At 70.5% G+C, this 26,069-nt stretch carries 24 protein-coding genes; 15 read left to right on the top strand and 9 right to left on the bottom strand.

The features are described 5' to 3' along the window. Nucleotides 1–16 precede the first annotated feature (16 nt). The 4 genes from Q9R13_RS04935 (at nucleotide 17) to Q9R13_RS04950 (ending at nucleotide 5,043) form a co-directional block, all read left to right on the top strand. Nucleotides 17–1,327, top strand: a complete 1,311-nt coding sequence (locus Q9R13_RS04935; protein ID WP_310963970.1) for an IS1380 family transposase — start codon at nucleotides 17–19, stop codon at nucleotides 1,325–1,327. Between the two features lie 485 nt (nucleotides 1,328–1,812). Next, on the top strand, nucleotides 1,813–2,511 hold the full coding sequence (locus tag Q9R13_RS04940; protein WP_310963971.1) for a hypothetical protein: 699 nt from the start codon (nucleotides 1,813–1,815) through the stop codon (nucleotides 2,509–2,511). Further along, nucleotides 2,504–3,595, top strand: coding sequence for a helix-turn-helix domain-containing protein (locus Q9R13_RS04945; RefSeq protein ID WP_310963972.1), 1,092 nt, complete (start codon nucleotides 2,504–2,506; stop codon nucleotides 3,593–3,595). The genes Q9R13_RS04940 and Q9R13_RS04945 overlap by 8 nt, the downstream gene beginning before the upstream one ends. Before the next feature lie 161 nt (nucleotides 3,596–3,756). Continuing rightward, entirely contained in the window at nucleotides 3,757–5,043 is a 1,287-nt protein-coding gene (locus Q9R13_RS04950) for a hypothetical protein (RefSeq protein ID WP_310963973.1), read from the top strand. A 25-nt stretch (nucleotides 5,044–5,068) separates the two neighbouring features. On the opposite strand, the gene Q9R13_RS04955 is transcribed toward Q9R13_RS04950, so the two are convergent. The 6 genes from Q9R13_RS04955 to Q9R13_RS04980 all read right to left on the bottom strand — a co-directional run bounded on the left by Q9R13_RS04955 (nucleotide 5,069) and on the right by Q9R13_RS04980 (nucleotide 8,670). Then, complete coding sequence (locus tag Q9R13_RS04955) at nucleotides 5,069–5,674, bottom strand: hypothetical protein (RefSeq protein WP_056678536.1); 606 nt, start codon at nucleotides 5,672–5,674, stop codon at nucleotides 5,069–5,071. Between the two features lie 160 nt (nucleotides 5,675–5,834). After that, complete coding sequence (locus tag Q9R13_RS04960) at nucleotides 5,835–6,245, bottom strand: hypothetical protein (protein ID WP_156393525.1); 411 nt, start codon at nucleotides 6,243–6,245, stop codon at nucleotides 5,835–5,837. A gap of 102 nt (nucleotides 6,246–6,347) precedes the next feature. Further along, nucleotides 6,348–6,521 (bottom strand): hypothetical protein, encoded by a 174-nt coding sequence (locus Q9R13_RS04965; RefSeq protein WP_185254947.1) that lies wholly within the window; start codon nucleotides 6,519–6,521, stop codon nucleotides 6,348–6,350. Nucleotides 6,522–6,531: 10 nt separating this feature from the next. Next, complete coding sequence (locus Q9R13_RS04970; RefSeq protein ID WP_310963974.1) at nucleotides 6,532–7,560, bottom strand: DUF4192 domain-containing protein; 1,029 nt, start codon at nucleotides 7,558–7,560, stop codon at nucleotides 6,532–6,534. A 17-nt stretch (nucleotides 7,561–7,577) separates the two neighbouring features. After that, the gene (locus tag Q9R13_RS04975) at nucleotides 7,578–7,967 is read right to left on the bottom strand and encodes a single-stranded DNA-binding protein (protein WP_056678545.1); all 390 of its coding nucleotides are present in this window, start codon (nucleotides 7,965–7,967) and stop codon (nucleotides 7,578–7,580) included. Between the two features lie 247 nt (nucleotides 7,968–8,214). Then, on the bottom strand, nucleotides 8,215–8,670 hold the full coding sequence (locus tag Q9R13_RS04980; protein WP_310963975.1) for a hypothetical protein: 456 nt from the start codon (nucleotides 8,668–8,670) through the stop codon (nucleotides 8,215–8,217). Nucleotides 8,671–8,976: 306 nt separating this feature from the next. Between Q9R13_RS04980 and Q9R13_RS04985 the strand changes: the two genes are divergently transcribed. Genes Q9R13_RS04985 through Q9R13_RS04995 form a run of 3 tightly spaced genes read left to right on the top strand, consistent with a single transcriptional unit; the run spans nucleotide 8,977 to nucleotide 12,841 of the window. Beyond that, nucleotides 8,977–9,591, top strand: coding sequence for a ParB/RepB/Spo0J family partition protein (locus tag Q9R13_RS04985; protein ID WP_310963976.1), 615 nt, complete (start codon nucleotides 8,977–8,979; stop codon nucleotides 9,589–9,591). Between the two features lie 29 nt (nucleotides 9,592–9,620). Then, nucleotides 9,621–10,748, top strand: coding sequence for a tyrosine-type recombinase/integrase (locus tag Q9R13_RS04990; RefSeq protein WP_310963977.1), 1,128 nt, complete (start codon nucleotides 9,621–9,623; stop codon nucleotides 10,746–10,748). Continuing rightward, nucleotides 10,745–12,841 carry a tyrosine-type recombinase/integrase gene (locus Q9R13_RS04995; RefSeq protein ID WP_310963978.1) on the top strand — a complete coding sequence of 699 codons (2,097 nt, stop codon included), beginning with the start codon at nucleotides 10,745–10,747 and terminating at the stop codon, nucleotides 12,839–12,841. The genes Q9R13_RS04990 and Q9R13_RS04995 overlap by 4 nt, the downstream gene beginning before the upstream one ends. A gap of 183 nt (nucleotides 12,842–13,024) precedes the next feature. Here the strand turns inward: Q9R13_RS04995 and Q9R13_RS05000 are convergent, their stop codons facing one another. Then, the gene (locus Q9R13_RS05000; protein ID WP_310963980.1) at nucleotides 13,025–13,678 is read right to left on the bottom strand and encodes a TetR/AcrR family transcriptional regulator; all 654 of its coding nucleotides are present in this window, start codon (nucleotides 13,676–13,678) and stop codon (nucleotides 13,025–13,027) included. A gap of 112 nt (nucleotides 13,679–13,790) precedes the next feature. Here Q9R13_RS05000 and Q9R13_RS05005 point away from each other — a divergent pair, with 112 nt between their 5' ends. The 7 genes from Q9R13_RS05005 (at nucleotide 13,791) to Q9R13_RS05035 (ending at nucleotide 18,836) form a co-directional block, all read left to right on the top strand. Next, the gene (locus Q9R13_RS05005) at nucleotides 13,791–14,105 is read left to right on the top strand and encodes a hypothetical protein (protein ID WP_310963981.1); all 315 of its coding nucleotides are present in this window, start codon (nucleotides 13,791–13,793) and stop codon (nucleotides 14,103–14,105) included. 19 nt (nucleotides 14,106–14,124) lie between these two features. Then, on the top strand, nucleotides 14,125–14,745 hold the full coding sequence (locus Q9R13_RS05010) for an NADPH-dependent FMN reductase (protein WP_310963982.1): 621 nt from the start codon (nucleotides 14,125–14,127) through the stop codon (nucleotides 14,743–14,745). A gap of 531 nt (nucleotides 14,746–15,276) precedes the next feature. After that, nucleotides 15,277–16,284 carry a hypothetical protein gene (locus Q9R13_RS05015; RefSeq protein WP_310963983.1) on the top strand — a complete coding sequence of 336 codons (1,008 nt, stop codon included), beginning with the start codon at nucleotides 15,277–15,279 and terminating at the stop codon, nucleotides 16,282–16,284. A 345-nt stretch (nucleotides 16,285–16,629) separates the two neighbouring features. After that, nucleotides 16,630–17,409: a DUF932 domain-containing protein gene (locus tag Q9R13_RS05020; RefSeq protein ID WP_310963984.1), complete on the top strand. Its 780-nt coding sequence runs from the start codon at nucleotides 16,630–16,632 to the stop codon at nucleotides 17,407–17,409. Nucleotides 17,410–17,486: 77 nt separating this feature from the next. Beyond that, entirely contained in the window at nucleotides 17,487–17,942 is a 456-nt protein-coding gene (locus tag Q9R13_RS05025; RefSeq protein ID WP_310963985.1) for a hypothetical protein, read from the top strand. Further along, nucleotides 17,942–18,247, top strand: coding sequence for a hypothetical protein (locus Q9R13_RS05030; protein ID WP_056680673.1), 306 nt, complete (start codon nucleotides 17,942–17,944; stop codon nucleotides 18,245–18,247). Before Q9R13_RS05025 ends, Q9R13_RS05030 begins: the two co-directional genes overlap by 1 nt. Before the next feature lie 421 nt (nucleotides 18,248–18,668). Next, entirely contained in the window at nucleotides 18,669–18,836 is a 168-nt protein-coding gene (locus Q9R13_RS05035; protein ID WP_310963986.1) for a hypothetical protein, read from the top strand. Nucleotides 18,837–18,895: 59 nt separating this feature from the next. On the opposite strand, the gene Q9R13_RS05040 is transcribed toward Q9R13_RS05035, so the two are convergent. Further along, complete coding sequence (locus Q9R13_RS05040; RefSeq protein ID WP_310963988.1) at nucleotides 18,896–19,423, bottom strand: hypothetical protein; 528 nt, start codon at nucleotides 19,421–19,423, stop codon at nucleotides 18,896–18,898. Further along, complete coding sequence (locus Q9R13_RS05045; RefSeq protein WP_310963990.1) at nucleotides 19,401–19,790, bottom strand: hypothetical protein; 390 nt, start codon at nucleotides 19,788–19,790, stop codon at nucleotides 19,401–19,403. Before Q9R13_RS05045 ends, Q9R13_RS05040 begins: the two co-directional genes overlap by 23 nt. A 311-nt stretch (nucleotides 19,791–20,101) precedes the next feature. Here Q9R13_RS05045 and mobF point away from each other — a divergent pair, with 311 nt between their 5' ends. Then, entirely contained in the window at nucleotides 20,102–25,993 is a 5,892-nt protein-coding gene (mobF, locus tag Q9R13_RS05050; protein ID WP_310963991.1) for a MobF family relaxase, read from the top strand. The last annotated feature ends 76 nt before the right edge of the window (nucleotides 25,994–26,069 follow it).

Raw genomic sequence — 26,069 nt, forward strand, 5'->3', positions numbered from 1 at the left:
GCGAGCATCTCATGACTTGAGTCGGGTCTCGGTGAGCTTCACCGAGAAGAATCTGGTCCCGAATGCCGGGTTGCTGCCGGCCGCGGTGCTGGCGCAGCGGATCGGGCTGGGTGAGCTGATCGACCAGCGGCTCGGGCTGGCACAGCATGGCGCGAACAGCGGCGCGAAGGCGTTGACGGTGATCGGGTCGGTGCTCGCCGGCGGCGACAGCATCGACGACACCGCCCTGCTGCGGGCGAGCGCGGCCGGAGAGTTGTTCGACGCGACCCGGGCGCCGTCGACGGTCGGGTCGTGGCTGCGCGCACACAAGTGGTCCAACGTGCGCCAGCTCGACGCGGTCAGCCGGGAGCTGCTGGCCCGTCTCTGGGCAGCTGGTGCGGGTCCTGCCGACCTGGCAGGACCGTTGACGATCGACCTGGACTCCTCGATCGTGCCGGTGTTCGGGCGGTCCAAGCAGGGTGCTGGGTTCGGGTACACCAAGGTCCGTGGCTACCACCCCCAGTTCGCCACCTGCGCGAGCACCGGGATGGTGCTGTTCAGCCGCTTGCGGGGCGGCTCGGCGGGCGCGGCCCGAGGCGCGAAGAGCTTCCTGACCGAGACCGTCAGCCGGACCCGTGACGCCGGCGCGACCGGGCAGCTGACTGTCCGCGCCGACAGTGCTTTCTACAGCCGGGCAGTGCTCGGCACCGCGGTCAAGCTCGGTGTCGAGTTCTCGGTGACCGCACGGCAGGACAAGAAGATCCGGGCTGCGATCGAGGCCATCGACGAGGACGCCTGGGCGCCGATCCCGTACTGGCTCTCATCCCCGGAGGTCTCCGGTGCCGACGTCGCCGAGACCGCCTACACGGCGTTCTCCGGCAAGGACGCCACCACCGTCCGGTTGGTGGTGCGCCGGGTCCGTCCCACCCCCGGCAGCCAGCTCGCGCTGTTCACCACCTGGGACTACCACGCCTTCGTCACCAACCGCCCCGGAGACGTCCTTGAGATCGAGGCCGACCACCGCCGACACGCGGTCGTCGAGCAGCGGATCGCCGAGCTCAAGAGCGCCGGCCTGGCGCACCTGCCTTCGGGGAAGTTCATGGCCAACGCCGCCTGGCTCGCACTGAGCGTGATGGCTCACAACCTCGCACGCGCCATCGGTCGCCTGGCCGGCCCGGATCTGGAGAGGGCCACCGCGAGCACCCTGCAACGACGAATCTTCACCGTCCCAGGACGCCTGGTCCACAGCGGGCGACGACGACATCTACGACTACCCGCCTCCTGGCCATGGGCATCAGCGATCGCTCAAGCGCTGACCACGATCCAGGCGATCCCGCTGCGCTGCTGACCACCAACCCCTACCTCGACGACCAGGACCTCGGAGAGGCCGGCCAGACCGGCGGCTTCCGCACGCCCAGGACCGCCCGAACCGATGCTCACTCACCATCCGAGCTCCGCAATGGCCCACACCAGGGCGGGCGGTGGATCCGGGCTAAGAGATTCGGAGTGCCATTCGACCTTTCTGGCGGCGAAACGCCTGGCGAATGCCGCTGCTCGAGTGGCTGATGTCGAGCCTCGCCGATATGCAGACCGACCGTGGCTGGGGAGCATGGCGCGACGCGTACGACGATCTACCTCAGCTGGCGACTATCCCGCCCGAGGTCGCGAACACCCGGACGTCACCGCGACCGAAGTGGAGGAGATGGCTTCTGGCCGGCGACCCGCAGGGTCAGACACAGACGACTCGGCAACACTTACGAGCAGTCCGGAGCCGATCTGCCCGGCACAAATGCTACGCTTTCATTCCCAGAGCATTCCGAGCAGAGGATCGAGATGACTGCATCGAGCGAGGCGAACGAGTTCCCGGTCACCGCGCCGGCGAGCCACGAGGCGGTCGCGCAGGCAGTGGGGAGGCACCTTCCACTCTTCGGTCAGGTCCTCATCGAAGCGTGGGGCGGGTTCGCGACCACCCGCCGCTTGGCGGCGCCGCAGATGGCCTTTGCCGGCGCCTCCTCGCGCGGGATGCTGGTCTCGGACTTCACTCGTGAGCCGGCCCACCGCATCTTCAACCGGGTGCCTGAGGCCACCGTGGAGGACGACCAGTTCGGCCGGCCTTGGGTGAGCCTGGCCGGCGGCAGTCTCAGGGTCCGGTTCCGCAAGCTCACCTCCGAGCTCGGCCTGTGCCGCAGCGACTCCGACCGGGCGCTCAGCCTGGCCTACCACCTCGGCGACCCGTGCCTGCCGGGCATGGAGACGTTCACCGTCCTGACCGCTGGCTACGTCCTGGACACCGCCGAGGAGAACATCTCGCGCCTCGAGTTGGTCTGCCATCTCGGCTTCACCGACGTCTTCTACTCTCTTCCGATCCCACTCACCAGCATGACCAGCACGACCCCTGTTGTTGGCTCGGTCGCCGGCCCGGTGCAGATGCCGCTCGCGCCGCTGTCGCCACCGATCATCCGCTCGGCGCAGACGGCCGCTGCCAAGCGCCTCGCAGCCGGCTCTCGCCCCGGAGGAGGTCGTGGTGTCTGACCACGCACGGCCGCGGATGGTGACCCTCGTGCGGGAGTCGCTCGGCCTGACTCAGCTCGACCTGGGCGAGGCCGCCGGTCTGAGCCAGGGCTACATCTCCAAGGTCGAGTCGAGCCTGCTGCCCCTGACCGGTGAGAACCTCCTCAAGGTGGCGGACGCGTTGAAGTGCCCGGTCGAGCTGCTGGTCGACGACACCCCCGTGCAGGGGCTGGAGGTCACCTGCATGCACCACCGGCGCCGGCACTCCAAGATCAACGCCTCCACCAAGCGGCGCATCGAGGCCCTCACTCACCTGACCCGGGTCTCTGTCGAGGGCCTGCTGCGCGGCATCGAGCTCGTACCCGACACCGAGCTGCACCGTCTCGACCTCGACCTGTTCGACGGCGACCCCGCGGCCGCGGCACGCGCCGTACGCGCCTCCTGGCGAGTCCCGACCGGCCCGATCCACAACGTCGTCGAGGTGCTCGAGGCCGTTGGCATCATCGTGGTGGCACGGTCGCTGGTCACCAACGCCCAAGACGCGGTGTCCACCTGGCCACGTGACGGTGGGCGCCCGCCGATCATGGTCGTCAACCTCGGTCTGCCGGCCGACCGGCAGAGGTTCACCACCTGCCACGAGCTCGCTCACCTGCTCCTCCACACCATCCCCGAGGACGACCAGGAGAAGCAGGCCGACATCTTCGCTGCGGAGTTCCTCGCCCCGGCCGAGGAGATCGCACCGCAGCTGGCCGGCCTGACCACCCGCGACTTCCCACGGCTCATCCAGCTCAAGGCCCAGTGGGGCATGTCGATCGCGGCACTGATCCGGCGCGCCTACGACCTCGACGAGATCTCCGATCGGCAGTATCGCCAGTTCCAGATCCGGCTCAACCAGCTGGGCTGGAAGCAGCTCGAGCCCGGTGCCCCGCCGGCCGAAACTCCCAGCACCCTGACCAGGGTGATGGAGGTGCACCTGAGCCAGCACGGCTACACCATCGACGAGCTCGCCAAGACCGCCGGGATGCTCCCAGCCCCGTTCAAGGCCCACTACCGACCGCCCGGCGAGACACCTCCCGCGACCCCGCTACGGCTGGTGCAGCCATGAACGGCCAGGCACACAACCCGGCCGCTGACGCCGACGGCGCAGTCGTCCACAGGAACGATCAGACAGCGACTCATGCACAACCGCCGCTGAACACCGTCGAGCCGTCGGCCTCGCGGCCTAGGCTGTCCACACCCAGCCAGGTGGAAGGAGCAAGACCCCGGATGCAGATCCGCAGCAGCATCCACCGCGGAGCCCGCGACGACAGCCACGCCCACCCGGCCGCAGGGCGCGGTGTAGTGATCGGCCGCGAGGTCGACGTCCTGTCCGGGCAGATCGGAGAGGTCGGGGCCAGGTCCGCCGCAGGCCGCTTTCCGAGCCCGAACCCGCTGTTCGCAGGCTGCCCGTCCCTTTTCTTGCAGACCGCGTGCGCGACACGTCACCTCAGCGCCGCGGCTGCCCTGGTCGCGGTTGAGGAGACCGGCCTCCTGCTCACCTTGAACCCGCGGATGAAGGACCGCATCAAGGAACTGCAGCGCGTGGTCAGTGAGTGCCGAGTCACGATCGCCGCAGCCGTTCCTGCCGATGCATCCGCCCAACCGGTGCGCGCGGAGATTGTCGTGCTAGCCGACGCAAACAGGTATGCCGGGAAGAACCGAGCTGTCGCCACGGCTACGGGCTCAAACCTCGACCCGGCATGGGTCGCCGTGCAGCGCGAGCTCGGCCTTTCCGCGGCCCTCACTGATTCCCCCTACGTGCCGGCGAAGAAGCAGACGGCTCTTGCCGCGGTTCTCGACGAGGCACGCGCTCTCGGGCCTGACGTGGTCGCCGTGCTCCCACTCCATCTCGACTGGCTCAAGAAGGACGTCGCCAGCCTGATCGCCGAGATCAACAAAGCCGCAGTCCCGGTCGCGCTGGTGCTCGAGCACGACAACGACCCACTCGGCGTCCAGGACGCCGTCGCCGGACTGGTCCGACTGCTCGCCGAGGCCGAGGTCAAGATCGCGTTGCTGCGCTGCGACATCTCCGTGATCGGCGCAGTCGCCTTCGGTGCGAGCCTCGGCGCCGTCGGGACGACCACGGCGCTGCGACACCTCTACCCGACCAAGGAGAAGGGCGGCGGGTTCAACGGCGGTGCGCGGATCGGGATCTACGTGCCCCGTTCGATGGCCTACCGGGCCCTGGACACTCTCAACACCGCGATCGCGCTCGACCAGGAGCACCAGGAACGATGGATCTGCGGGTGCCATCGTTGTTTCAACCGGCCCCTGAGCCACATCCACGACGAGGTCGCGGCATACCAGCACTCACTGACAGCCATCGCAGAGCTCGGCCAGAACATCCTCGACGCCTCGAGCCCGTTGCACCGTCAGCACGCCTGGGTCGGCCAGTGCAACCACGCGCAGGTCACCAACATGGAGATCGCCGCAGAGACCGGCCTTAACTGGGATCCGCCCAAGTTCCAGGGCGCGTGGCACAAGCTCGCGCCGAGTCTGCCGCCACTGTCCTAGCCTCCGGCTCAGCCGCAGCGCTCGTTCAGCAGGCTGGCGTGACGCCCGTTCGGAGAGCCACGTCGAACAGTTGCTCCTCCATCAGGCGACGTTGGTGCGCAACCCCGCCCTCGGAGTGCTTGGCGCGTCCGAGGCCCTCGACGACCACTCGAGCGCCGACCGGGTTGACCTCGGCCACGGTGAACCCGTAGTAGTCGCACTCGAAGACATCCCAGCCATCTGCCCCTGGGGGCGAGGGGACGGCCGCGACCGCCGATGCGTAGGCCGAGGCAGCAGCTAGTGCACCCCGCGCCGCCGACAGCGGCCACAGGGTTATGAAGGCCTCCATGCGCAGGACGGCAGGCTCGATGTGGTCGCGCCCGTGCTCGAGCCGGTCGGCCAGGATGGAGCGGTACAGCACCGGACCCCGCCCAGTCGCGACCCGCCCCTCAAGAGCCTCGACGTCCCACGACACCACCGGCACCAGCAGGCCGTCGCAGAACCACACCGCCGGCAGGCACACCCCCGCACCGACCACGTCACGGCGTACGAACTCGGCGGCCTCGGCCGGCTGCAGATCGTGCCAATGCGCCAAACCGCGTGGCGTGGGCTTGGCGATGCCGAGCCGCTCCCGGGTCAGCATCTGCACCACCCCCAACGATCCTCTCCACCCACGTCACTGCGGTGCGCCTGAGCCGCGCCCCGGGCGACATCATCCGTCAGCGCGACCGCGGGGGTAACCCCCCACCCCCGCAACGAGACGCCGCCGCCAGCTGCTAGTCGGCGGGCCGAATGGCCCAACGCCCGGAGTATCACGACACACCTGCTGGAGTGACTACGCCGCGGCCCGCGAACCTACCCGCCCGCGCAGTGGGCAGCTCACGCAACATGACCTTCGCTTGAGGGACCACTCGCATCCCTCGGTCCTGGCCGAGCGAGCTGACGAACACCCAGTCATCAGGCTTCATCCCAACCCGCTCCATCAACAGCTTCGGCAACGTCACCTGCATCACCTCCGTCACCATCCGCGGTCGAACAGGGTCACGCCGCGCCGCGGCGCCGGGATCGTCCGGAGCCGGCACCGGCGTGAGCACAAGAGCCCACCGCCGGTCATCAGCAAGGCCCACCGTGACCCACACCCTCGGCCTGATCCCCGACAGCACCGCCAGCTCCATCGGAAGTCCAACACGACGTTTCTCGTTGACGCGCCGGGACACCTCCATAGTGTTCATACTAACACTACGCGAAGCCTGATGCTGAGGAGACACACTTCGGACAGGGATGGCTTTCACCTCTCACGATTCACCTCCGGTCGGCGCAGCTGCTCACGCCTCGCCTCCCCACAGCAGGTCGAGGTCCGGATCGTGGATGACGTCGAGGCGCTTGTCGGGGGCGTAGGCCGTGGGCTCAGGCACCACCAGGCGGCGCAGCTGGCGCTCTGTCGCGCTTAGCTGGGTGGCGTCTATCTGGTCGATCGGGTCTGTGTCGTCGTAGTTCATCGCGGTCTCCTCAGCGGCCCGGGGCCCGGCGGTCGGCGGTGGGCTGGGTGCGCGGCAGATCCCGCTGCTTCTCGGGAGGCTTGGGCACGAAGGACTCGTCGAGCTCGCCGGCGAGGTCCCGCATCTGGGTCTGATACCGCTCCCACTCGCGAGGGTGGATCCCGTTCTGCAGGGCGGAGGCGACGACGGCGGCCATGGAGTAGGGCCGGTCGGCGGGCACCTGGTCGAGTGCGCACCAGGCCTTGGCGCCGTCGCCGTGCAGCCAGCTGGCGAAGCCGAGCATGGAGGCCGGCGCCGCGCGGACCTCGTCAGGGGCGCGGCGGGTGAGGTCGTTCCAGATCGCCATGTGGGAGGTGTGGTTCTCCTTGGTCATGCCCTCCCACAGCGCGTCGCGGGTGCCGATCTTCTCCAGCGCGAGGAGCATCCGTGCGCCGTCGACGTCGGAGAGCCGGTTGCCGTCGGTGTGGAACTGCTCGAGACGGTCCAGGGCCCAGTCCCGCTCCGCGGCCGGCGAGCTGGCCGCGGCTTCTGCTCGAGCTGCGGGGATCAGCTGGGCGATCGGCTCGCGGTCGCCGACCATGGAGGCGGCCAGCGAGGACCGGCTGGAGGCCGGTTGGGCGGCGCCGGACAGCACGGTCGTGGCCGCGATCCGCTCGGCGGTCGCCTGGGTCTGCAGCCCGGTGGAGCCGGTGTTGAACTCCCGCCACCGCTCCCCGTCGGAACACAGCCGGATCTGGGTGGTGATGCCAACGGTCTCGAGTCGGTTGGACAGGTGCTGGCTGGCCAGCTCGGCGCTGCGGCGGTCCCCGGTGAAGCAGAGGATGCCCAGCCGAGCTCCGGGGCGGGCGTGGCGGCCGTAGGGGCCGCTGATGGCGTCCCAGACCTCCTCGCGGGCGGTCGCGCTGGTCGGGAGGTCGACGCGGGTGATCGGGAGCCCGGGCCCGAACGGGACCAGGACGATCGACTCCTCGGGCTTGAAGCCGAGGACATGCGGGACGGCGGCGAGCAGCTCGTCCGGGGACTGAACGACGAGATCCATCGGAACCCTCCCCGCGGTCAGCTGGCCTGGGCCGGGCGGGCGGCGCGATCGATGCGCGCGGAGACGTACTTGAGCGAGACGCCGACCTCGCCGAAGCGGCTGTCGACGACCACGACGTCCTTGGTGCGCTTCTCGCCGGTCTCCTTGTCCGGCCAGCTCTCGGTGCGCTCGAGGCCGTGGACGAAGATCGGGTCGCCGGATCCGCAGCTGTCGTGCACGTGGGTGGCGGCCGAGCCGAAGATATTGAAGTTGTGGGCAGTGGGCCCGTCGTTGACCCACTCCCCCTCGTCGTTCTGCACGCGCCGGTTGACCAGGACCCGGCAGCTGACGAACGGCTTGTTCTCGCGGGTGTAGAGCAGCTCGGGAGCCTCGGCCAGGTTGCCGGCGAAGGTGACGGTGGTGGACATGAGTTCCTCCTAGGTGACTGCGAGACGTCGGAATCGGTCCCGCAGTCACCTAGGTCCCGTCGGGCTCCCGCAGCGATCACCTGGGCCGAACTTGTTCGTTTCCGCTCGTGCTCGCGAAGGAGCTGCTCCTCAGGGCGCAGTGAGGGCGCAAAGAAGCGCCCCGACCGGCTCTCGGGTACCGGATCGGGGCGCTGAGAAGGACGCGAGAGGCAGGGATCGACACAACTGTGCCGGCCACCAGCTGGGCCTACCGTGCCGGCCGCCGCCGCGGCGGTCGGTTGCTGAGCTTCTGCGGTGGCGGAGGCAGGTCGTGGCCGAGCCGCCGGCGGGATTCCTCGCCCGCGGCGATCACCGCTTCCTGGGCGAACGCGGAGCGGGCGAGCATCCGGCCGAGCTCCTGGCGGTCGGCCACGAGCGCGTCGTCGACGGCCTCGATGGTGGAGGCCGGCAGGTCGTGCTTCTTGTTGAAGCTCTTGCGGGTCACGCTGACCAGGGCGGGATGCTTCTCGCTGGCGGCCGCGAGCTCGGCGCGCTGCTGGGGCGAGCGCCGGGCGTGCAGCTCGAGCGCCTGCGCGAGCCAGCCGACGAACGATCCGGGCGAGTCGGGGTCGGTGTCCAGGTCGGCGACGTAGGCCGATCGGGCGAGGTCCCACACGCCGGGCTTCCAGTAGATGCCGACCGGGGTCGTGGTCTGGCTCGTCATGCCGCCACTCCCCTGGCCCAGCGCCAGCTGCAGCACCTGGCGCTAACACCAACGCCGCTGCATTCCCGGGCGGGGCCGTGCGCAGCCGTTCCCACTCTCGCTCGATTCCTTCCGTCCAGACAGCTACGAGGGTGCAGCTGCGCCGCGTCGCCGCAGCGGAGTCCGCCTCCGTAGGAGCGGGGTTTTCCCCACCCTCCGGACGTGCCCACCTTTCCACAGGTTCGCGCTGTGAGCCGGTAGGCGTCGGCCCCGTTGGGAGACTTGGTCCTGTCAGTTCTTTCTATTCTACTCACGGAGGACAGCCGCATGACCGACACCATCCAGACCGACGCCGTCACCACCACCGAGGGCACCGACGCCGCCCCGGCTGAGGAGTTCCTGCACCTGGACCCCGCCGACATCATCATCGGCACCAACGTCCGCACCGACCTGCGACCCGACCACAAGGAGTTCCGCAAGTCGATCAAGGAGCGCGGCGTCATCGAGGCCGTCACGGTCTACCGCAACGAGGACGGCCAGTACGTCCTGCTGCGCGGCCAGCGCCGCACCGTGACCGCCGCCGACGTCGGCACCCCGACCGGCCTCATCCCGGCGCGGGTCGTCCCCCAGCCCGCCGAGACCGACCGGATCGGTGACCAGATGGTCGAGAACATCCACCGAGCCGGGATGCGCGAGACCGAGATCGTCGCGGGCGTGGAGCAGCTGGCCCTGCTCGGCGTGAGCGCAGCGCAGATCGCCAAGCGCACCAGCATCGACCGCCCGACCGTGAACGCCGCCCTGGCGGTCACCAAGGCCGACCAGACCCGCAACCGGCTCGACTCCGGCGATCTGACCTTGGAGGAGGCCGCGATCTTCGCCGAGTTCTCTGTTATCTCGACACGCCGGAGTGGCTATGTTCCCAGCATGGGGACTGCGGCCTGATGGGCTGAGTACCGGCGAGGGAGGCCGGTGTGCGGGTGGTCAAGGAGCGAGAGGACGGGATCGTCCGTCGCGTGATGCTGGTCGACGAGTCCGGTGACGAGGTGGTGCCGGTCAATCGGTTCCTGTCCCATCTGGTCGATTCGGGGTACAGCCCGAACACGGTGTGCGCCTACGGCTACGACCTGCGGCACCTGGCCCAGTTCCTGGCCGATCGATCGCTGGGCTGGAACGACTTCCGGCCGGCGATGGCGCTGGAGTTCCTCGGCTATCTGCGGCGGGTGCCGTCGCGACGGCCGGCGCAGCGACTTGGCCTGACGGTCGCGACCGGACAGGGGCGGCTGCTGTCGCCGGCGACGGTGCAACGTGTACTGGCCGCGACGTCGAGCTTCTTCGACTGGGCGATCGCGGCCGAGCAGTACACGACCGGTGAGAACCCGATGCAGCGGCGAGTCGACCTCGCGCTGGGCCGGGTGCATGAGCGTCATCAGCCGTTCGTGGGCGCGGCGAGCCGTCAGCAGCCGATTCGCCGTACGGTGCGGGTCCGGCTTCCGCTGCGGTTGCCGCGGCCGATGAGCAGCGGGGACATCGACGCGCTTCTGGCCAGCCTGACGACGATGCGCGACCTGGCGATCAACTTGTTGATGCTCGACGGCGGCCTGCGTCCGGGCGAGGTGCTGTGCCTGCAGCTGGACGACATCTCCTATGGGCGCCGGCGAGTGACGGTCCGCAAGCGCGATGACCACCCTCGTGGCGCCAGGGCGAAGGCACGTCACGAGCGGGTGGTGGACCTGCATGAGCCGCGCACGCTGGACGCGGTCAACCGGTACGTGCTGCACGAACGCCCGCTGGATGCGGAGAGCCCGTTCGTGTTCCTGGTCGGCGGCGCCGGTGCGCGTCGGTGCGAGCCGCTGAGCTACCAGGCCGTGGTGCGCGGGTTCGCCCGCCGGCTGGATCGGCTGGGGATCCGGTCGCCGGACAAGACGCCGCACGCGCTGCGCCACACGCACGCGACCGCGATGTGGGAGGGCGGGATGCGGCAGCTGGCCTTGCAGAAGCGGCTCGGGCACGCCTCGCCGGAGTCGGTTCGCATCTACACCCGAGTCTCGGACGAGCAGGTGCTTGCCGACTACGACCACGCGCTGCGGGACCGGTCGTGACCGCGGCCGGTCCGACGCGGCATCTCACCGCGGCACCTGACCCCGAGGTGGTGCCGTGGGTGCACGCCGACCGGGCGACCTACCAGGAGTGGGTGGAGCAGCACTGCACCAGCTACGCGTCGTGCTGGGACCGGATGAAGAACTACGACCGGTTCGTCGAACGGTGGCCGTCGTTGCAGGACTGGTTCGATGCGCCGTTGCGGCAGCGGCTGCTGGACAAGGAGAACTGCGTGCGTGGGCAGAATCCGCACGGCGGCGCGAGCGTGATCATGCCGTACCTGAGCTACTTGTCGCTGGTGCACGGCGTCGGTCTGGACTACCCGGTGCTGCTCGCCCGGACGTTCACTAGCCCGTTCAAGCTCCAGGCCCGTCACGGTGGCCTTGGTGTGGATGCCGGCCTGTTCGACCGGCACGTGGCCAGGCTCACCGAGCTCGGCTACGCCACGGCGCGCACGCAGTTGGTCTGGCCGCTGGGCCGGATGCTGCTGCACCGCGGCGATCCGGACCTGACCGTGCTGGGTGTGGACGACCTCGACGAGCTCCGCGACGCGATCGACGCCTTCACCGCTCGGCTGCGGCTGGACCCGGTGCGGGAGTTCTACTCCCGGGCGCCGGACGCCCGACCGCCGGCAGTGGTAGCCGACGGGTACCTGCGTTCGGCGACCGCTCGCTTGCACGCGGTGCACGTGTTGCTGTTCGACCTCGGTCAGGTCAACCGGCCGCCGACCGGACGTGTCACCGCGGGCAGCTGGGTGGACCGGCTCGCTCCGCCGGGGGCGCCGCCGAAGGTCCGCGCCGTCATCGAGCGCTACCTGCGCCTGCACCTGGACGCCAACCTGGACCGGCCACAGACCGTGCGCCACGCTCGGGACGCGCTGCGCCGCCTGGTGACCTGGATGGGCGAGGCGCATCCGGAGATGGCCAGCCTGGCCGATCTGCACCGCGAGCACGCCGAGCAGTTCTTGCGCTGGCTTGGCACGCAGACCAACCAACAGACCGGCGCTCCGTTGAGCATCAGTTACCGGCGAAGCGTGGTCACGCTGATCACCCGGTTCGTGACCGAGACCGCCGCGTGGGGCTGGGACGACGTCCCGGCGCGGGTGCTGTTCACCCGTGGCGACATCCCGAAGATCCCCAAGCCGCTGCCGCGGTTCATCCCCGACCACGAGCTCGCCAGGCTGATGACCGCGGTCGAGCAGCTGCCCAACCCCTATCAGCGGGCGGCGTTGATCGTGGCCCGGTGGAGCGGCGCCCGGCGCGACGAGATCCGCCGCCTCGCCGTCGACTGCCTCGACACCTACCCCGACGGGCACCCGCGGCTGCGGATTCCCGTCGGCAAGGGATACGCCGAACGCAGCATCCCGCTGCACCCACAAGCCGCCGACGCGCTGCAACCGCTCATCGAGCTGGCCCGCCGCACGGGCGGTCGTCGGCGCTACGACCCCAGCGCCGGCAGGGAGGTCCAGCACATCTTCGTAGTGCGCGGCAAACTGCTGTCCAAGTCGCTGCTGTTCGACATGGCCCTCGCCGAGGCCTGCACCGCGGCGGGCTTGGTCGACCCGGCCGGCAAAGCGACGATCACCGCGCACCGATTCCGGCACACCATCGGCACCCAGCTCGCCGAAGGCGGAGCCCGGATCCAGACGATCATGGCCGTGCTCGGGCACGCGACGCCCAACATGTCGATCATCTACTCGACCTTGTCCGACCCAACCGTCAAGCAGCAGTACCAAGACGCCCTCGACCGCCACATCGGAGCCGACGTCACGCTCGCCGGGCCGGCCGCGGACGCCCTTCGTGAGCACCGGCTCGATCCCGAAGCGGTGTCGTGGTTGCAGACCAACTTTCTCAAGACCGAGCTCGAACTGGGCCACTGCCTGCGCACGCCGGCCGAGGGGCCTTGCGAGTGCGACCTCGTGTTGACCTGCTCGAAGTTCCTCACCACCAGCGACTACGCACCCCGTCTGCGCGCACGCCTTGAGGTCGAGCAGCAGCTCATCGACGACGCCACCGCGCGAGGATGGCCACGCGAGATCGAGCGGCACGAAGCGACCAAGCGACGCCTGGAGCAGCTCCTCCACGACCTGGCCTGACGCTCACCGCCCGTGTTGGTATGCCCGCGAATGCCGGGAGCCAATCCGGGCACGCCACAGTTACAGTATCAACGCCTTCGCCATCAGGTTCGGTGACCGCTGGCCGGCCGCCGAGACCTACTAACCGAAGACGCCAGGTAACACCGTCCGTGCGATAGACCCAGACACCTTACGGACCAGCGGTCAACGCGTGGTTCGATCCTGACGAGTGTCCGGCGCAGGCCGGCATAACGCGTGCTCGGCGGTGTCGGCCAGGGTGGTGGTGACCGTGTGGGTGGACAGTCGTCGGCCGGTGAACAACAGGTCGAAGCTGTCGAAGCCGGTGAGGAGCCACAGCACGTCGGAGGCCTGGTCAGCGGTGATTCCGTCGCGCAGCGTGTGCTGGTCGTGGAGGCGTCGGGCGAGGCCGTTCATACCCTCGGCGCGGCCGTGTTCCAGGCGTTGGACTGATCCGCCGACTGCGTCGGCGTCGAGTTGGGCCATGGAGAACAGGGCGCGCAGGACGTCACGGTGAGCCGCGTACATGTCCACATTTCCGCGGATGCCGTCGCGCAGGGCCTGTCGGGCGTCGGGCTGCAGAACGGCGTGGACCATGCCTGTGAAGCCGCCGCGGTGGAGTAGGTCCATGCCGAGCGCGTCGAACAGGCCCGCACGAGACCCGAAGACCGTGTAAATGGTCGACCGGGCCACCTCGGCGAGTTTGGCGACCTTGTCCAGGCTGACCGGTTCGGACGGCGCGTTGACGAGCTGCTGGTAGACCGCGTCGAGGATGCGGCGCTTGGTGTCCAGGGCGGCCTGGGCACGCAGCCGCTGCTCGTACTTCCGCCTGGGGGGCATGAACCCACCCTAGCATTCACTTGACATAGCGTCTCGTGAAAGACACGCTGTCCGATGAAAGCCAGGCCGTCTGATGAAAGTGGCCTGCCGAGAACAGTGAAAGGAGCCGGGCATGCGGGTGCTGATCCGCTACACGGTCAAACCTGAACACATCCGCCGCAGCACCGAACTGCTGCGCGCGGTCTACGCGGACCTGGAACGCACCAGGCCGACGGGGCTGCGCTACGAGACGTTCCAGGTGGAGGGCACCGGCCAGTTCCTGGCCCTCATGGAGTCGGACGGTGGCCCAGGTGACGCCGCGCACCACCGGCTCGCCTCGTTCCAGCGCTACCGCGCCGAACTCGACGACATCTGCGCCGAACCGCCTACCGTCGCCCACCTGGAGACCGTCGGCGACTACCGATCCGCTGACCCCACCCCATCATGACCGCAAGGAGGTACCAATCGTGATCCGCATCGCCGTCGTCGTCGGCAGCACCCGTCCCGGCCGCCGTGGCGAGTCGGTGGCCCACTGGGTCGCCAACACCGTCGCAGCACACCCCGCCGTCACCGACGGCCGAGCCGCAGCCGAGTTCGTCGACCTAGCAGCCTTCGATCTGCCCCTGCTCGACGAGCCGGTCCCCGCCGCGTTCGCCAGCTACGCCCATGCCCACACCCGCCGCTGGGCGGACACCGTTGCGGGTTTTGATGGGTTCGTGTTCGTCACCCCGGAGTACAACCATTCCTTCCCCGCAGCGCTGAAGAACGCGATCGACTTCCTCTACGCCGAGTGGCACGACAAGGCCGCCGGGTTCGTCGGCTACGGCATCCACGGCGGCACCCGCGCCGTGGAACAACTGCGCCAGATCATGGCCGAGGTGAAGATCGCCGACGTGCACACCCAGGTAGCCCTGTCCATGTTCGCCGACTTCACTTTCACCAACCCGGCCGATCCCACTGACCCGGGAACCTGCACTCCCGGCCCGCACCACGCCGACGCCCTGGCCACCATGCTCGACGAGGTTATCGCGTGGTCGGCGGCACTGAAGCCGCTGCGCGCCCCCGCCGCCGAGCCGCAGTCCGTCTGACACCGACACGCGGTCGGGTGCCGTGGGCAGACAACGCGCCCACCGCCCGGCCGCGCGTCCAGCCCACGGACCGCCGAAGAATCGAGGCAGTGTGCCGGACCCGCAGCTCGACCAGCCCCGGCCACCCGGGGCAGAGCGCAACCTGCCGCGATGGTAGGCATGCAGACGCCCTGTCAGCGCGCCGCACAACGGGCACGACACCGGCACGTCTGCAGGCCGCGCCAGCACCAAACGTCCGCAGCGTCATCCATGAGCAGCGAAGACAGTTCCGGCATCAGAGTCTTGATCAAGTCGTGATCGCACCGCTGTGACCTTAGGTTTTGGGCGTCGGGTGGCGGCGTGGCGGGTGTGGTCCGTGAGGTTCTTGGTGGTTCCTCAACACGCCGTCAGAACCAGGAACCACACCCGCCGATGCCATCTTCGCCCACGACCCTCGTCTGTGTGCAACCCGTCGGCGATGGGCGCCGTCCGTCCTGTCATTCGGCTTGACAGACCAGAATTGTCCACATAATCGAGCACGACCCCGAGGCCGTGGAGCGCCTGGAGTACGCCAAGCGCTTCCGCCGCTCCCTGACGCACGAGGCACAACAGCTGCGTGACGAGGTCGCCGAGCGCGAGGCCGACGCCGCCGAGGTCGAGCGGCTGCGCGGCGAGGGCCTGCCGGTACTGACCGCCGAAGAGGTCGCGGCGGCTGACGAGGTGCTGCGCATCGAGCGTCTGCTCAACGCCGAGGGCGAGCCGGTGCCGGAGGAGGAGTGGCCCAGCGTCCCGGGCGCTCGCGTCCACGTCGTCAAGGAGTGGGTCTACCCCGAGGACGAGTACGACGAGAGCGAGGACGACACCGACTACGAGGCCGACGACTACGAGCCCGCCGAGCCCTACCGGCAGTACGTGCCGGTGTGGGTCGTTACCGACCTCGACGCCTCCGGCCTGCGGCGTCGTGGCGGCGTCAGTGGCGGCGCGAGCAGCGGCAGCACCGCCGACGAGGACGCGGGCGAGAGCGAGGAGGAGGCCGAGGCCCGCCGCGAGGAGCGCCGCCGTGTGATCGCCTACAACAAGGCGTGGGCCAGTGCGGAGACGGTGCGCCGCGAGTGGCTGGCCGGGTTCGTCGCTCGCAAGACGGCCCCGAAAGGAGCCGAAGCCCTGATCTGCGAGGCGGTCGTCACCGGCCACCACTCGCTGAGCAAGGCCATGGACCACCGGCACCCGATGCTCTTCACGCTGCTCGGCATCCCGGCCCCGACCGGCTACTACGGCGCAGGCCAGGACGAGTGCCGCAAGATCACCACCAAGGCGACCACTCCGAAGGCCGCGACCATGACCACGCTCGCCGCCGTCGTCGCCGCATGGGAGGCGACCACCGGCAAGCACTCCTGGCGCAACCCGAGCGCGTGGGACGCCCGCGTGCTCGGCGCGCTCGTGGAGTGGGGTTACCAGCCCAGCGAGGTCGAGTGCATCCTGCTCGGCGAGGAGCCCGAGCCGGACGCCGACACGGAGGGCGAGGCCAACGCCGACGAGGCCAGCGACAGCGCCGCCTGACGCGTCGCCCCTCCCCCACCCGAGGGCGGTTCTCCCTGTGGAGAACCGCCCCTCAGTGGAATAGAAACCATAGAATAACTCAGTTCGTTTGATCCGCTACCCGGGAGGACCCCGCATGTCACACGAGATCGAGACCCACGGCACGCAGGCTGCCGCCGTCTTCGCCCGCAAGGACGCCTGGCACCGGCTGGGCACAACCGTCCGCGACCGCGCATTCTCCGCCGAGGAGGCCATGACGCTCGGCCACCTGGGCGGCTGGGAGGTGCGCAAGTTGCCGCTCACCACCGCCGAGGTCAGCGAGGGCGGCGCGGCGTCACGCCGATCGAGATCCCCGGGTTCGCCACGGTGCGCACTACCCCGTTCACCGGCCAGCCCGAGGCGCTCGGCGTCGTTGGCGGCGGCTACACCCCACTGCAGAACGAGGACCACGCCGAGTTCCTGAACCTGCTGGCCGACGAGTCCGGCGCGATCTTCGACACAGCCGGGTCGCTACGCGGCGGGCGGCAGGTGTTCATCACGATGCAGCTGCCGAACTCACTCACGGTCGGCGGCACCGACCGCGTCGACCTCAACATCGCCGCGCTCAACAGCCACGACGGCAGCAGCGCGTTCCTCATCCTCGTCACGCCGGTCCGCGTCGTGTGCGCGAACACCCAGAGCGCGGCCCTGCGCAACCACGAGTCGTCGTTCTCGATCCGGCACACGCGCAACGCCAAGGCCGCCGTCCAGGCCGCCCGCGACGCGCTCGGGCTGACCTTCACCTACGTCGACGCGTTCCAGGTCGAGGCCGAGCGGCTGATCCAGCAGACCATGACCGACGCGACGTTCGACGCCCTGATCGACGCCACGTTCGGCAAGGCCGAGGCCAGCGCCACCAAGCGCGTCCGCGAGACCGAGCGCCGCCGCCGCTCCCGGCTGCACTGGCTGTTCGCCGACGCCGAGACCCAGGCCGGCATCCGCGACACCGCGTGGGCCGGCTATCAGGCCGTCGCGGAGTACGTCGACCACTACGCCCCGGTCCGCACCAAGGGCGACGAGGCCGCTGCCCGCGCCACTCGCGTGCTCACCAGCGACGACCCCGACCGGATCAAGCGCCGCGCCTGGACCGCGCTCGCCCCGGCCTGACCATCCGCGCCAGTTCTTCCGGTGGCGGGCTGAGACCCCGAGTCCGGCCCGCCACCGGCCCAACCGAAGGAGGAGCCATGACCGAAGCCACCGCCCTCGATACCGAGCAAGTCCGCGCATGGGAACTCCGGCCCACCGACACCCTGGTCGACCCCACAACCGGCGTCGCGTTCCCCATCACCACCGTCTCCGTGGATGAGCCCGGCCGCGCGGGACGCAGGGTCCACATCACCGCCCTGGTCCTCGGCGCCCGCATCCTGCCGCTCAACCAGTTCGTCACCATCGCGAAGCGGGACAACACCCCGACTTCCCCTGCCGCCGACGTCGAGGCCAGCGCCGCCAAGGACCGGCACACCCTCAGCGAGACGGCCTGCGACCTGATCGTCATCGAGCACCGGCTGCGCGACGTGCGCCGCTGGACCCCCGAGACCGCCAGCGCCCACCTGGACGCGGCCCTGTCCAGCGTCGCCACGGCGCTGGACGCCCTGCACGCCGAGTACGCCCACCGCACCACCACCGAACAGGAGCAGTGATGTCCAAGCAGACCCAGCCGGAGCCGACCGGCACCGTGATCAGCGAGCGCGACCAGCGCCGCATCCTCGCCGCCATGACGCGGATGCCGTACGCGGCCAGCAGCCGCGTCCCGAAGCCGTGGACGGCGCTGCGCGAGACCGTCACCGCCGATGCCGTCTTGGCGTTCCTCGACGGCCTCGCCGAGGTCCTGACCGAGGTCGCCGCAGAGAGCGACACGCACCGTCGTCGCCTGTTCTCCCTCGAGGCCGACATCGAGGCGTTCCGCCGCCTCATCGGCACCGCGCCCGCCGAGGTGACCCCGTGAGCGCGCACATCGAGTGGCTGGCCGCCCGCGAGACCAGCGTCCAGGTGTTCACACCCGGCGACGACTGGATCGGCGCCGGGGAGCACCGCCAGCCCGTCCTGACCCTCGCCGGTGACGAAGTGGTCGCGATCCAGGGGCACGCCCGCCGAGTTGCGCGCACTGGCCGTCCGGATCACCGCCGTGGCCACCGCCGCGTCCGGTCGGCTCGACCTGGCCGCCGCACGAGAGGACCAGCCCGCATGAGCGACGACGCCAGCCTCCGCGCCCTGGAGGAGCGCGCGACCCCGGCCCCTGGACTCCGGACGGCGACAAGATCCGTGCCACCGCCGCCGACGCCCTGATCCCGGACAACATCCTCGCGGCCTACTACACCGGCCACCGTCACCGGCTCGGCCTCAAGACCACCGGCCACGCCGCCGACGTGGAGTTCATGGCCGCTGCCCGCACCGCGCTGCCTGACCGGCTCGACCGGCTCGACCGCATTCGCGCTCTTCACGCCAAGTGGGGCGAGCAGTCGCCCGAGGACGCGGACGGCTACCTCGACCTGTGGGAGACGCTCGGTCGGCTCCTAGACGGCGAGCCCGGCTGACCAACAACCGCAAGGCCGCCCGTGCCATCGGTGCGGGGCGGCCTTCTGCGTCCGGCTGGTCACCACAGGGTCAGTTGCTCGCCCAGCAGCTCCTGGAGCCGCGCGAGGTCGTCGGCTACGAGCTGCGGGTCCTCACGCGCCAGGTCACGCAGTTCCCGAGCCCGCCGACGCGGCCCGCGCGGGTCGGCCAGCGGGCTGTACGGCAGTCGCCGTTGGACGGCCCACTCCTGCCGGTTCTTGCGCGCCGTCGAGACCACGACGTGTTCCGGCGCGATCCGCTGGCACAGCGGGTTGTGACAGCGGTGCCCGAGCAGCCGCGCCTCCGCGAGCGCGTCCACACCGTGCATCACCGCGTACGCGAACCGGTGGGCGATGATCACCCGACCCGGCGCGTACCAGAACCGGCCATGGCCACCGCCGTCGGTGCGCTCCCGCTCGGACCGACCCGAGACCGCCCCGGTCCACCACAGGCACTCACTGCCCGGCACCGTGGCCACCTTCGCCCGGTAGCGCGTGAGCACCGCCGGGTCTGTGAGCGCCGCCGCGACCGCCGCGAGGCCGGCGTCATCGAGCCGCCGAGCCGGCACCCGCTCCCCCGCTCTCGGCCGCCGCGTCGGGCTCCCGCTCGGCGGCCGGGCCGCCCTCGGTCTCCGCGCTGCCGGCCGGTGCGGCCAGCCGCCGCAGCCGCGTCGCCTCCCGCACGGTGATCGTCTCGCCGCACCACTCGACCGCCTCGCCCAGGGACAGCCCCTCGACCTCGGTCAACTCCCGCAGCGCATCCCCAGCGCGCTTCTCGGTCTCGGCCACCGCCGCGTCACGCTGGCCGATCGCCACCATGACCTGTTCGGCCAGGCCGACCACCCGGCGCTCGCGCTCCTCACGCTCGCGCCGCCTCTTGTCGGCCATCTCCCGCGCCGTACGCCGCGCCTGCTGCTTGATCGTCTGCTGACTCATCGGTCCTCACTCCGTGTCGACATGGACTCTGACAGTCACCTACGACAAATCCCGGTCCCCGTGCGATCACCTCCGGCCAAGAAGCCTTCCGAACCCACCAACCTCGACCCCAGCCAGCCCGTTCAACTCCCGCAGCCCGACCCGACGCCCCAGCCGTCACCGACACCCCTCAGCGTCCCCCCAGATTTCCGCGACCTTCCAAGTGCCACACACCTCTTGCATTCTCGGTCTGCCGAATAGAAAGAACACATCAGCAATCCGACCGGAAGTGATCGCAGCGGGCGCCCGCGCGCACGTAGGTGACCGTGACGATGAGCCTCCACAAGCTGACGGCGGGGTCGGGGTACGACTACCTGACCCGCCAGGTCGCAGCGATGGACGCCACGGATAAGGGCCACACCGGCCTCGCGAGCTACTACACCGAGAGGGGCGAGACTCCCGGCGTGTGGGTCGGCTCCGGCATGGAGGGACTCGAAGGGCTCGACGCCGGCGACGTCGTCACCGCTGACCACATGCAGAGCCTGTTCGGCTCCGGTCACCACCCGCTGGCCACCCAGCGGACCAAGGACCTGGACCTGCGCATCGGCCGCGACGGCGTCGACCGGCCGACCGACGCGGACTACAAGACGGCCCGCCAGCTCGGCACGCCGTACAAGGTCTACGAAAACGACATCAGCCCGTTCCGGATCGAGGTCGCCAAGCGCATCGCGGCCCTCAACGAGGCCGCCGGCCTGCCGGGTGACTGGCCGGTCCCCGCGGCCGACCGGGCCAAGGTCCGAACCGAGGTCGGCACCGAGTTCTTCCGTGCTGAGCACGGCCGCGAACCCGCCGACGCACGCGAGCTGGCCGCCGCGATCGCCAGGCACTCCCGACCGAAGACCAACGCGGTGGCCGGCTACGACCTGACCTTCTCCCCGGTCAAGAGCGTCTCGGTGTTGTGGGCGATCTCCGACCCGAAGACCGCCGCGGTGATCGAGCGGGCCCACCAGGCGGCGATCAAGGACGCGCTGGGCTTCATCGAATCCAAGGCACTGTTCACCCGCCGGGGCACCAACGGCGTCCGCCAGGTCGACGTCCGCGGCCTGGTCGCCACGGCGTTCACCCACCGCGACTCCCGCGCGGGAGACCCTGACTTGCATACGCACGTCGCCGTTGCGAACAAGGTCCAGACGCTCGACGGCAAGTGGCTGGCCATCGATGGCCGGCCGCTGCACAAGGCGGTGGTCTCGGCCTCGGAGACCTACAACACCGCGCTCGAGCGGCACCTGGTCGACGCCCTCGGCGTGCGGTTTAAGGAGCGGCCGAACGAGGACGCCCGCAAGCGGCCGGTGCGCGAGATCGTCGGCGTCGACCCCGAGCTGAACCGCCGCTTCTCTAAGCGCCGCGCCAGCGTCGAGGACCGCCGCAAGGTCCTCGCGGCCGCGTTCCATGCCACCCACGGCCGCCCGCCGACGCCGGTGGAGACCATCCAGCTGTCCCAGCAGGCGACGCTGGAGACCCGCGAGGCCAAGCACGAGCCGCGCTCGCTGGCCGAGCAGCGCGAGACCTGGAGCCGTGAGGCCATCGAGGCGCTGGGCACCCCTCAACGGGTCAAGCAGATGGTCCACGGGGCGCTGAACCCGAAGGGCGCAGCGCGGTCGCTGGCCGACTCGGCCTGGTTCGCCAAGACGACCGACCGGATCGTGGCGACGATGGAGGGAGCTCGGAGCACCTGGCAGTTCTGGCACGTCTACGCCGAGGCCCAGCGGCAGGTCCGGGGCGCCAACGTGCCCACCAACCAGGTCTCCCAGGTCGTCGAACTGCTCGTCAGCGAGGTCCTCGACGGCCGCTCGGTGAGCATGGCCCGACCCTGGGACGCCATCAGCGAACTGGTCGAGCTGCGGCGCGCGGACGGGGCCTCGGTCTACACCCAGAGCGGCGCCGTGCTGTTCACCTCGGGCAAGGTACTCGCCGCCGAGCAGCGTCTGGTCGAGGTCGCCGGCCGCCACGACGGGTACGCCGTCGAGCCGTCCTCGGTCGACCTGGCGCTGCTCGAGTCGACCGCCAACGGCATCACCCTCAACGCCGGACAGGCCACGCTGGTCCGCGAGATGGCCACCTCCGGTGCCCGGCTGCAGCTGGCGATCGCGCCCGCCGGATCCGGCAAGACCACCGCGATGCGAGCCCTGGCCAGCGCCTGGGCTGATGGTGGCGGCACCATCATCGGTCTGGCTCCCTCAGCGGCGGCCGCGGACGCGCTCCGCTCGCAGATCGACACCCAGACCGACACCCTGGCCAAACTAACCCACTCGCTCGAGCAGGCCCGCGAGTCCGGCGCCGCGATGCCCGCCTGGGTCGCCGGCATCGACGCCTCCACCCTCGTGGTCATCGACGAGGCCGGGATGGCAGACACCCTCTCGCTGGACGCGGCGGTGTCCTACATCCTCGAGCGCGGCGGCAGCGTCCGCCTGATCGGCGACGACCAGCAGCTCTCCGCGATCGGCGCCGGCGGCGTCCTGCGCGACATCCGCGCCACTCACGGAGCACTGCAGCTGACCGAGCTCGTCCGGTTCAAGGACCCCGCCGAGGGCGCCGCCTCGCTCGCGCTGCGCGAGGGCAAGCCCGAGTCGCTCGGCTTCTACCTCGACCGCGACCGCGTCCACGTCGGCGACCTGGCCACCATGACCGAGGACGTCTTCGCCGCCTGGCAGGCCGACCGTGCCGCCGGCCTGGACTCGATCATGCTCGCCCCCACCCGCGACCTGGTCAGCGAGCTGAACCAGCAGGCCCGCGCCCACCGGCTCGAGGGGATCGACCCGGCCGACCCCGACCATGAGTCCGCCAGCGGCCCGGTCCGCCGGCTCGCCGACGGCAACGAGGCCTCGATCGGCGAACTGATCATCACCCGCGAGAACGACCGTCGCCTGCGTACTTCGGCTACCGACTGGGTGAAGAACGGCGACCGCTGGAACGTGCTGGAGATCCACGACGGCGGCGACCTGACCGTCCAGCACACCCAGCACGGCCGCACCGTGCGGCTGCCCGCTGACTACGTCGCCCGATCCTCCGAGCTCGGCTACGCGTGCACCGTGCACACCGCCCAGGGCGTCACCGCCGACACGATGCACGGCCTGGCCACCGGCAGCGAGTCGCGCCAGCAGCTCTACACGATGATGACCCGCGGCGCGCACGCGAACCACGTCTACCTCGAGGTCGTCGGCGACGGCGACCCGCACTCGGTGATCCACCCGACGCTGGTCCGGCCGCTCACGCCGACTGACATCCTCGAGTCGGTGCTGGCGCGCGACGACACGCAGCGGTCCGCAACCAGCCTGCTGCGCGAGCAGGCCGATCCGGCCACCCGGCTCGGCGAGGCGTCCCAGCGCTACCTCGACAGCCTCTACGTCGCCGCAGAGGATCTCCTGCGCCATGACCACGTTGGCCAGGACGCCAACGGCGCCCCGATCAACGTGGTCGATGCCCTGGACAACGCGGTCGAGACGCTCGTCCCTGGGCTCTCGGAGGAGGCCGCCTGGCCGACCTTGCGTGCCCATCTGCTGCTGCTCGGCGCGGCCGGCGAGAACCCTGTCGACGCGCTCCGGGCGGCCGCCGGCGACCGGGAGCTGGAGACCGCGCACGACCGCGCCGCGGTCCTCGACTGGCGCCTGGACGCCTCCGGCCTGCGCAACGCCGGCGCAGGGCCGCTGCCGTGGATGCCCGCGGTCCCGGCCCGCCTGGCTGAGGACCCGCACTGGGGCGCCTACCTCTCCCAGCGCGCTCACCTGGTCGAGCAGCTCGCCGACCAGGTCCGAACGCGGGCGACCGACCAGGCAGCACTGCCGGCGTGGGCACAGAACGGCCTCCGGCCCGAGGCCGCCACGGTCGCCAACGTCGAGGTCTGGCGGGCCGCCATGCAGGTCCCGGTCGACGACCGGCGACCGACCGGTGCACCGCAGCTGCAGAAGGCCTCCGCGACCTGGCAGCGACGGCTCAACCGCGCCGTCACCGGCGACCACACGCCGGCGCTCAAGGAATGGCGCCAGCTGCTCTACTCGCTGGCCCCGCAGGTCCGCGACGACGAGTTCACCCCGCTGCTCGCCGAGCGGCTGGCCGCGATGTCCCGCGCGGGCGTCACCGCCCACGAGCTGCTGCGCACCGCCACTGCGGCCGATCACCCGGCCGGGCCGCTGCCCGATGAGCACGCCGCGGCGGCCGTGTGGTGGCGCATGGCCCGTCAGCTCACCCCGGCCGTTGCCTCCCAGATCGGCGACGGTTCCCACGGTGAGAGCGTCACCACCGAGTGGACTCCGCGGCTCGCGGATCTGTTCGGTCCCGAGCGCGCCGCGAGCATCCAGGCCAGCACCTGGTGGCCCGCGCTCGTCGCGAACGTGGACCACGGCGTGCAGCGCGGCTGGCAGGTCGAGGCTCTGCTGGGTGCCGGGCGGGCGATGCCGAGCGACGGCTGGGAGGGCGTCGACGAGTGCCAGGCGCTGGTCTGGCGGACCTCGATCGCGCTGGAGACCGCTCCCGACGAGCCACCCGCAGAGCTGTGGGACGGGATCGAGCCGGACCCGGCGACGCTCGTCGACCACGCCGCCGACCCCGACTGGGCCGACTGGCCGCTCGCCGAGGACCCCGGCCCGTACGACGAGCACGCGGCCGACGAGCACGTGGTCGACGCCGTCGCTGGCGACCTGGTCGACGTCGACGAGGACCAGTTCGTCGAGCCCGACCTGACGCTGGCCGCCTACATCCGCGACCTCGGCGGCAGCCGACTGGAGCCCACCGACGCCGACCTCCGGGTCATGTACCAGCGGGCCGACGAGTGGCACTCCTCCCCCGTCTCGCGTGAGCGCATGCTCGAGATCAACGACATGGCACAGGCCTTCTTCGAGGCCCGGTTCACCGACTCGTGGGGCCGCGACTACCTCACCGGACGGTTCGGCATCGACCTCGCCGGCGACGAGCGGTTCCGTCCCGGTCAGGCGCCAGCCGGGTGGACCAACCTGGTCGACCACCTGCGCGGCCGCGGTGTCAGCGACGCCGAGATGGTGGCCACTGGCGTCGCCACCGAGGCCAGCACCGGTCGCCTCATCGACCGGTTCCGCGACCGGGTGATGTTCCCGGTGATCCACCAGGGCGAAGTGCTCGGCTTCGTCGGCCGCCGCCGGCCCGACCTCACCGACGCCGACAAGGGCGGCCCGAAGTACCTCAACACAGCCGCCACCCCGCTGTTCCACAAGGGCGCCCAGCTATTCGGTGTCGTCGACGAACTGCTCGCCGAGGGTGCGGTCCCAGTGATCGTCGAGGGCCCGATGGACGCCGTGGCGGTCACGCTGGCCAGCGCCGGCCTCTACCTCGGCGTGGCGCCCCTCGGCACGTCGCTGACCGATGAGCAGGCCGCCCAGCTGGCTGCAGTCGGCCGAGACCCGATCGTGGCCACCGACGCCGACCTCGCTGGCCAGGTCGCGGCCGAGCGCGACTTCTGGATGCTCACCCCGCACGGCCTCGACCCCGGCTTCGCGCGGTTCCCCGACGGCCTCGACCCCGCCGACCTACTCGCCCAGCGCGGGCCCGCCGCGCTCACTGCCGCGGTGGCCAGCGGCCAGCCCGCCTTCCGCTCGCTCGGTGACCAATTGCTCACCGAGCGGCTGGACAACCTCGCCCCGGAGCAGGCACATCTGGCCGCCATGCGGGTCATCTCGGCACGTCCCAGCCGCGCCTGGGAGCCGGGCGTCAACCAGGTCCGGGCCCGGCTGCAGCTCTCCCAGTTGCAGGCGCGACGCGACCTGCGCGACGCGATCAAGACCTGGGATGCCGACCCGCGGAAGGCGGCACTGGCCGAGCTCCACAAGAGCAGCGAGGTTCGCACACGGCTCTCGGCCGCGGCCGAGAAGACCCCCGCCGAGCGGTGGGCCACCTTGGCTCGCGAGCTCGACCCGCGGCTGCTCGAGCAGGGCGACTGGCCGGCCACCGCCGCGATGCTGCAGCAGGCCCACGAGCAGGGTCAAGACGTCGGCGCCGCCACGCGCGGCCTGGTCGCTGAGAAGCCCCTGGGCGACAGCCCTGCGCGTGACCTGCGCTACCGGATCGTGTCCCGCCTCGAGATCCCGATCGACACCGGCGAAGGCACCCCGGCGCCGACCCAGTCGCCGGGCGTGGCACGAGATCGGCAGGACGTGAACCGTCCGCGGCCGCCCCGCCGCGGTACCCCTCGCCGGTGACCCGCTCCGGAAGCCCGCAGGCTGGCGTCACGGTAAGACCAGCTGCACGATCCTGTGGTCGCGGTGACAGCGGCCT

Source organism: Nocardioides marmorisolisilvae, from assembly GCF_031656915.1.
GTDB classification, from domain to species: Bacteria; Actinomycetota; Actinomycetes; order Propionibacteriales; family Nocardioidaceae; genus Marmoricola; species Marmoricola terrisoli.

Coding starts and splice junctions, on each gene's coding strand:
- Q9R13_RS04940 (WP_310963971.1), top strand. CDS start 1,813: ATGACTGCATCGAGCGAGGCGAACGAGTTCCCGGTCACCGCGCCGGCG.
- Q9R13_RS04950 (WP_310963973.1), top strand. CDS start 3,757: ATGCAGATCCGCAGCAGCATCCACCGCGGAGCCCGCGACGACAGCCAC.
- Q9R13_RS04960 (WP_156393525.1), bottom strand. CDS start 6,245: ATGGAGGTGTCCCGGCGCGTCAACGAGAAACGTCGTGTTGGACTTCCG.
- Q9R13_RS04965 (WP_185254947.1), bottom strand. CDS start 6,521: ATGAACTACGACGACACAGACCCGATCGACCAGATAGACGCCACCCAG.
- Q9R13_RS04970 (WP_310963974.1), bottom strand. CDS start 7,560: ATGGATCTCGTCGTTCAGTCCCCGGACGAGCTGCTCGCCGCCGTCCCG.
- Q9R13_RS04975 (WP_056678545.1), bottom strand. CDS start 7,967: ATGTCCACCACCGTCACCTTCGCCGGCAACCTGGCCGAGGCTCCCGAG.
- Q9R13_RS04980 (WP_310963975.1), bottom strand. CDS start 8,670: ATGACGAGCCAGACCACGACCCCGGTCGGCATCTACTGGAAGCCCGGC.
- Q9R13_RS04985 (WP_310963976.1), top strand. CDS start 8,977: ATGACCGACACCATCCAGACCGACGCCGTCACCACCACCGAGGGCACC.
- Q9R13_RS05000 (WP_310963980.1), bottom strand. CDS start 13,678: ATGCCCCCCAGGCGGAAGTACGAGCAGCGGCTGCGTGCCCAGGCCGCC.
- Q9R13_RS05005 (WP_310963981.1), top strand. CDS start 13,791: ATGCGGGTGCTGATCCGCTACACGGTCAAACCTGAACACATCCGCCGC.
- Q9R13_RS05025 (WP_310963985.1), top strand. CDS start 17,487: ATGACCGAAGCCACCGCCCTCGATACCGAGCAAGTCCGCGCATGGGAA.
- Q9R13_RS05030 (WP_056680673.1), top strand. CDS start 17,942: ATGTCCAAGCAGACCCAGCCGGAGCCGACCGGCACCGTGATCAGCGAG.
- Q9R13_RS05045 (WP_310963990.1), bottom strand. CDS start 19,790: ATGAGTCAGCAGACGATCAAGCAGCAGGCGCGGCGTACGGCGCGGGAG.
- mobF (WP_310963991.1), top strand. CDS start 20,102: ATGAGCCTCCACAAGCTGACGGCGGGGTCGGGGTACGACTACCTGACC.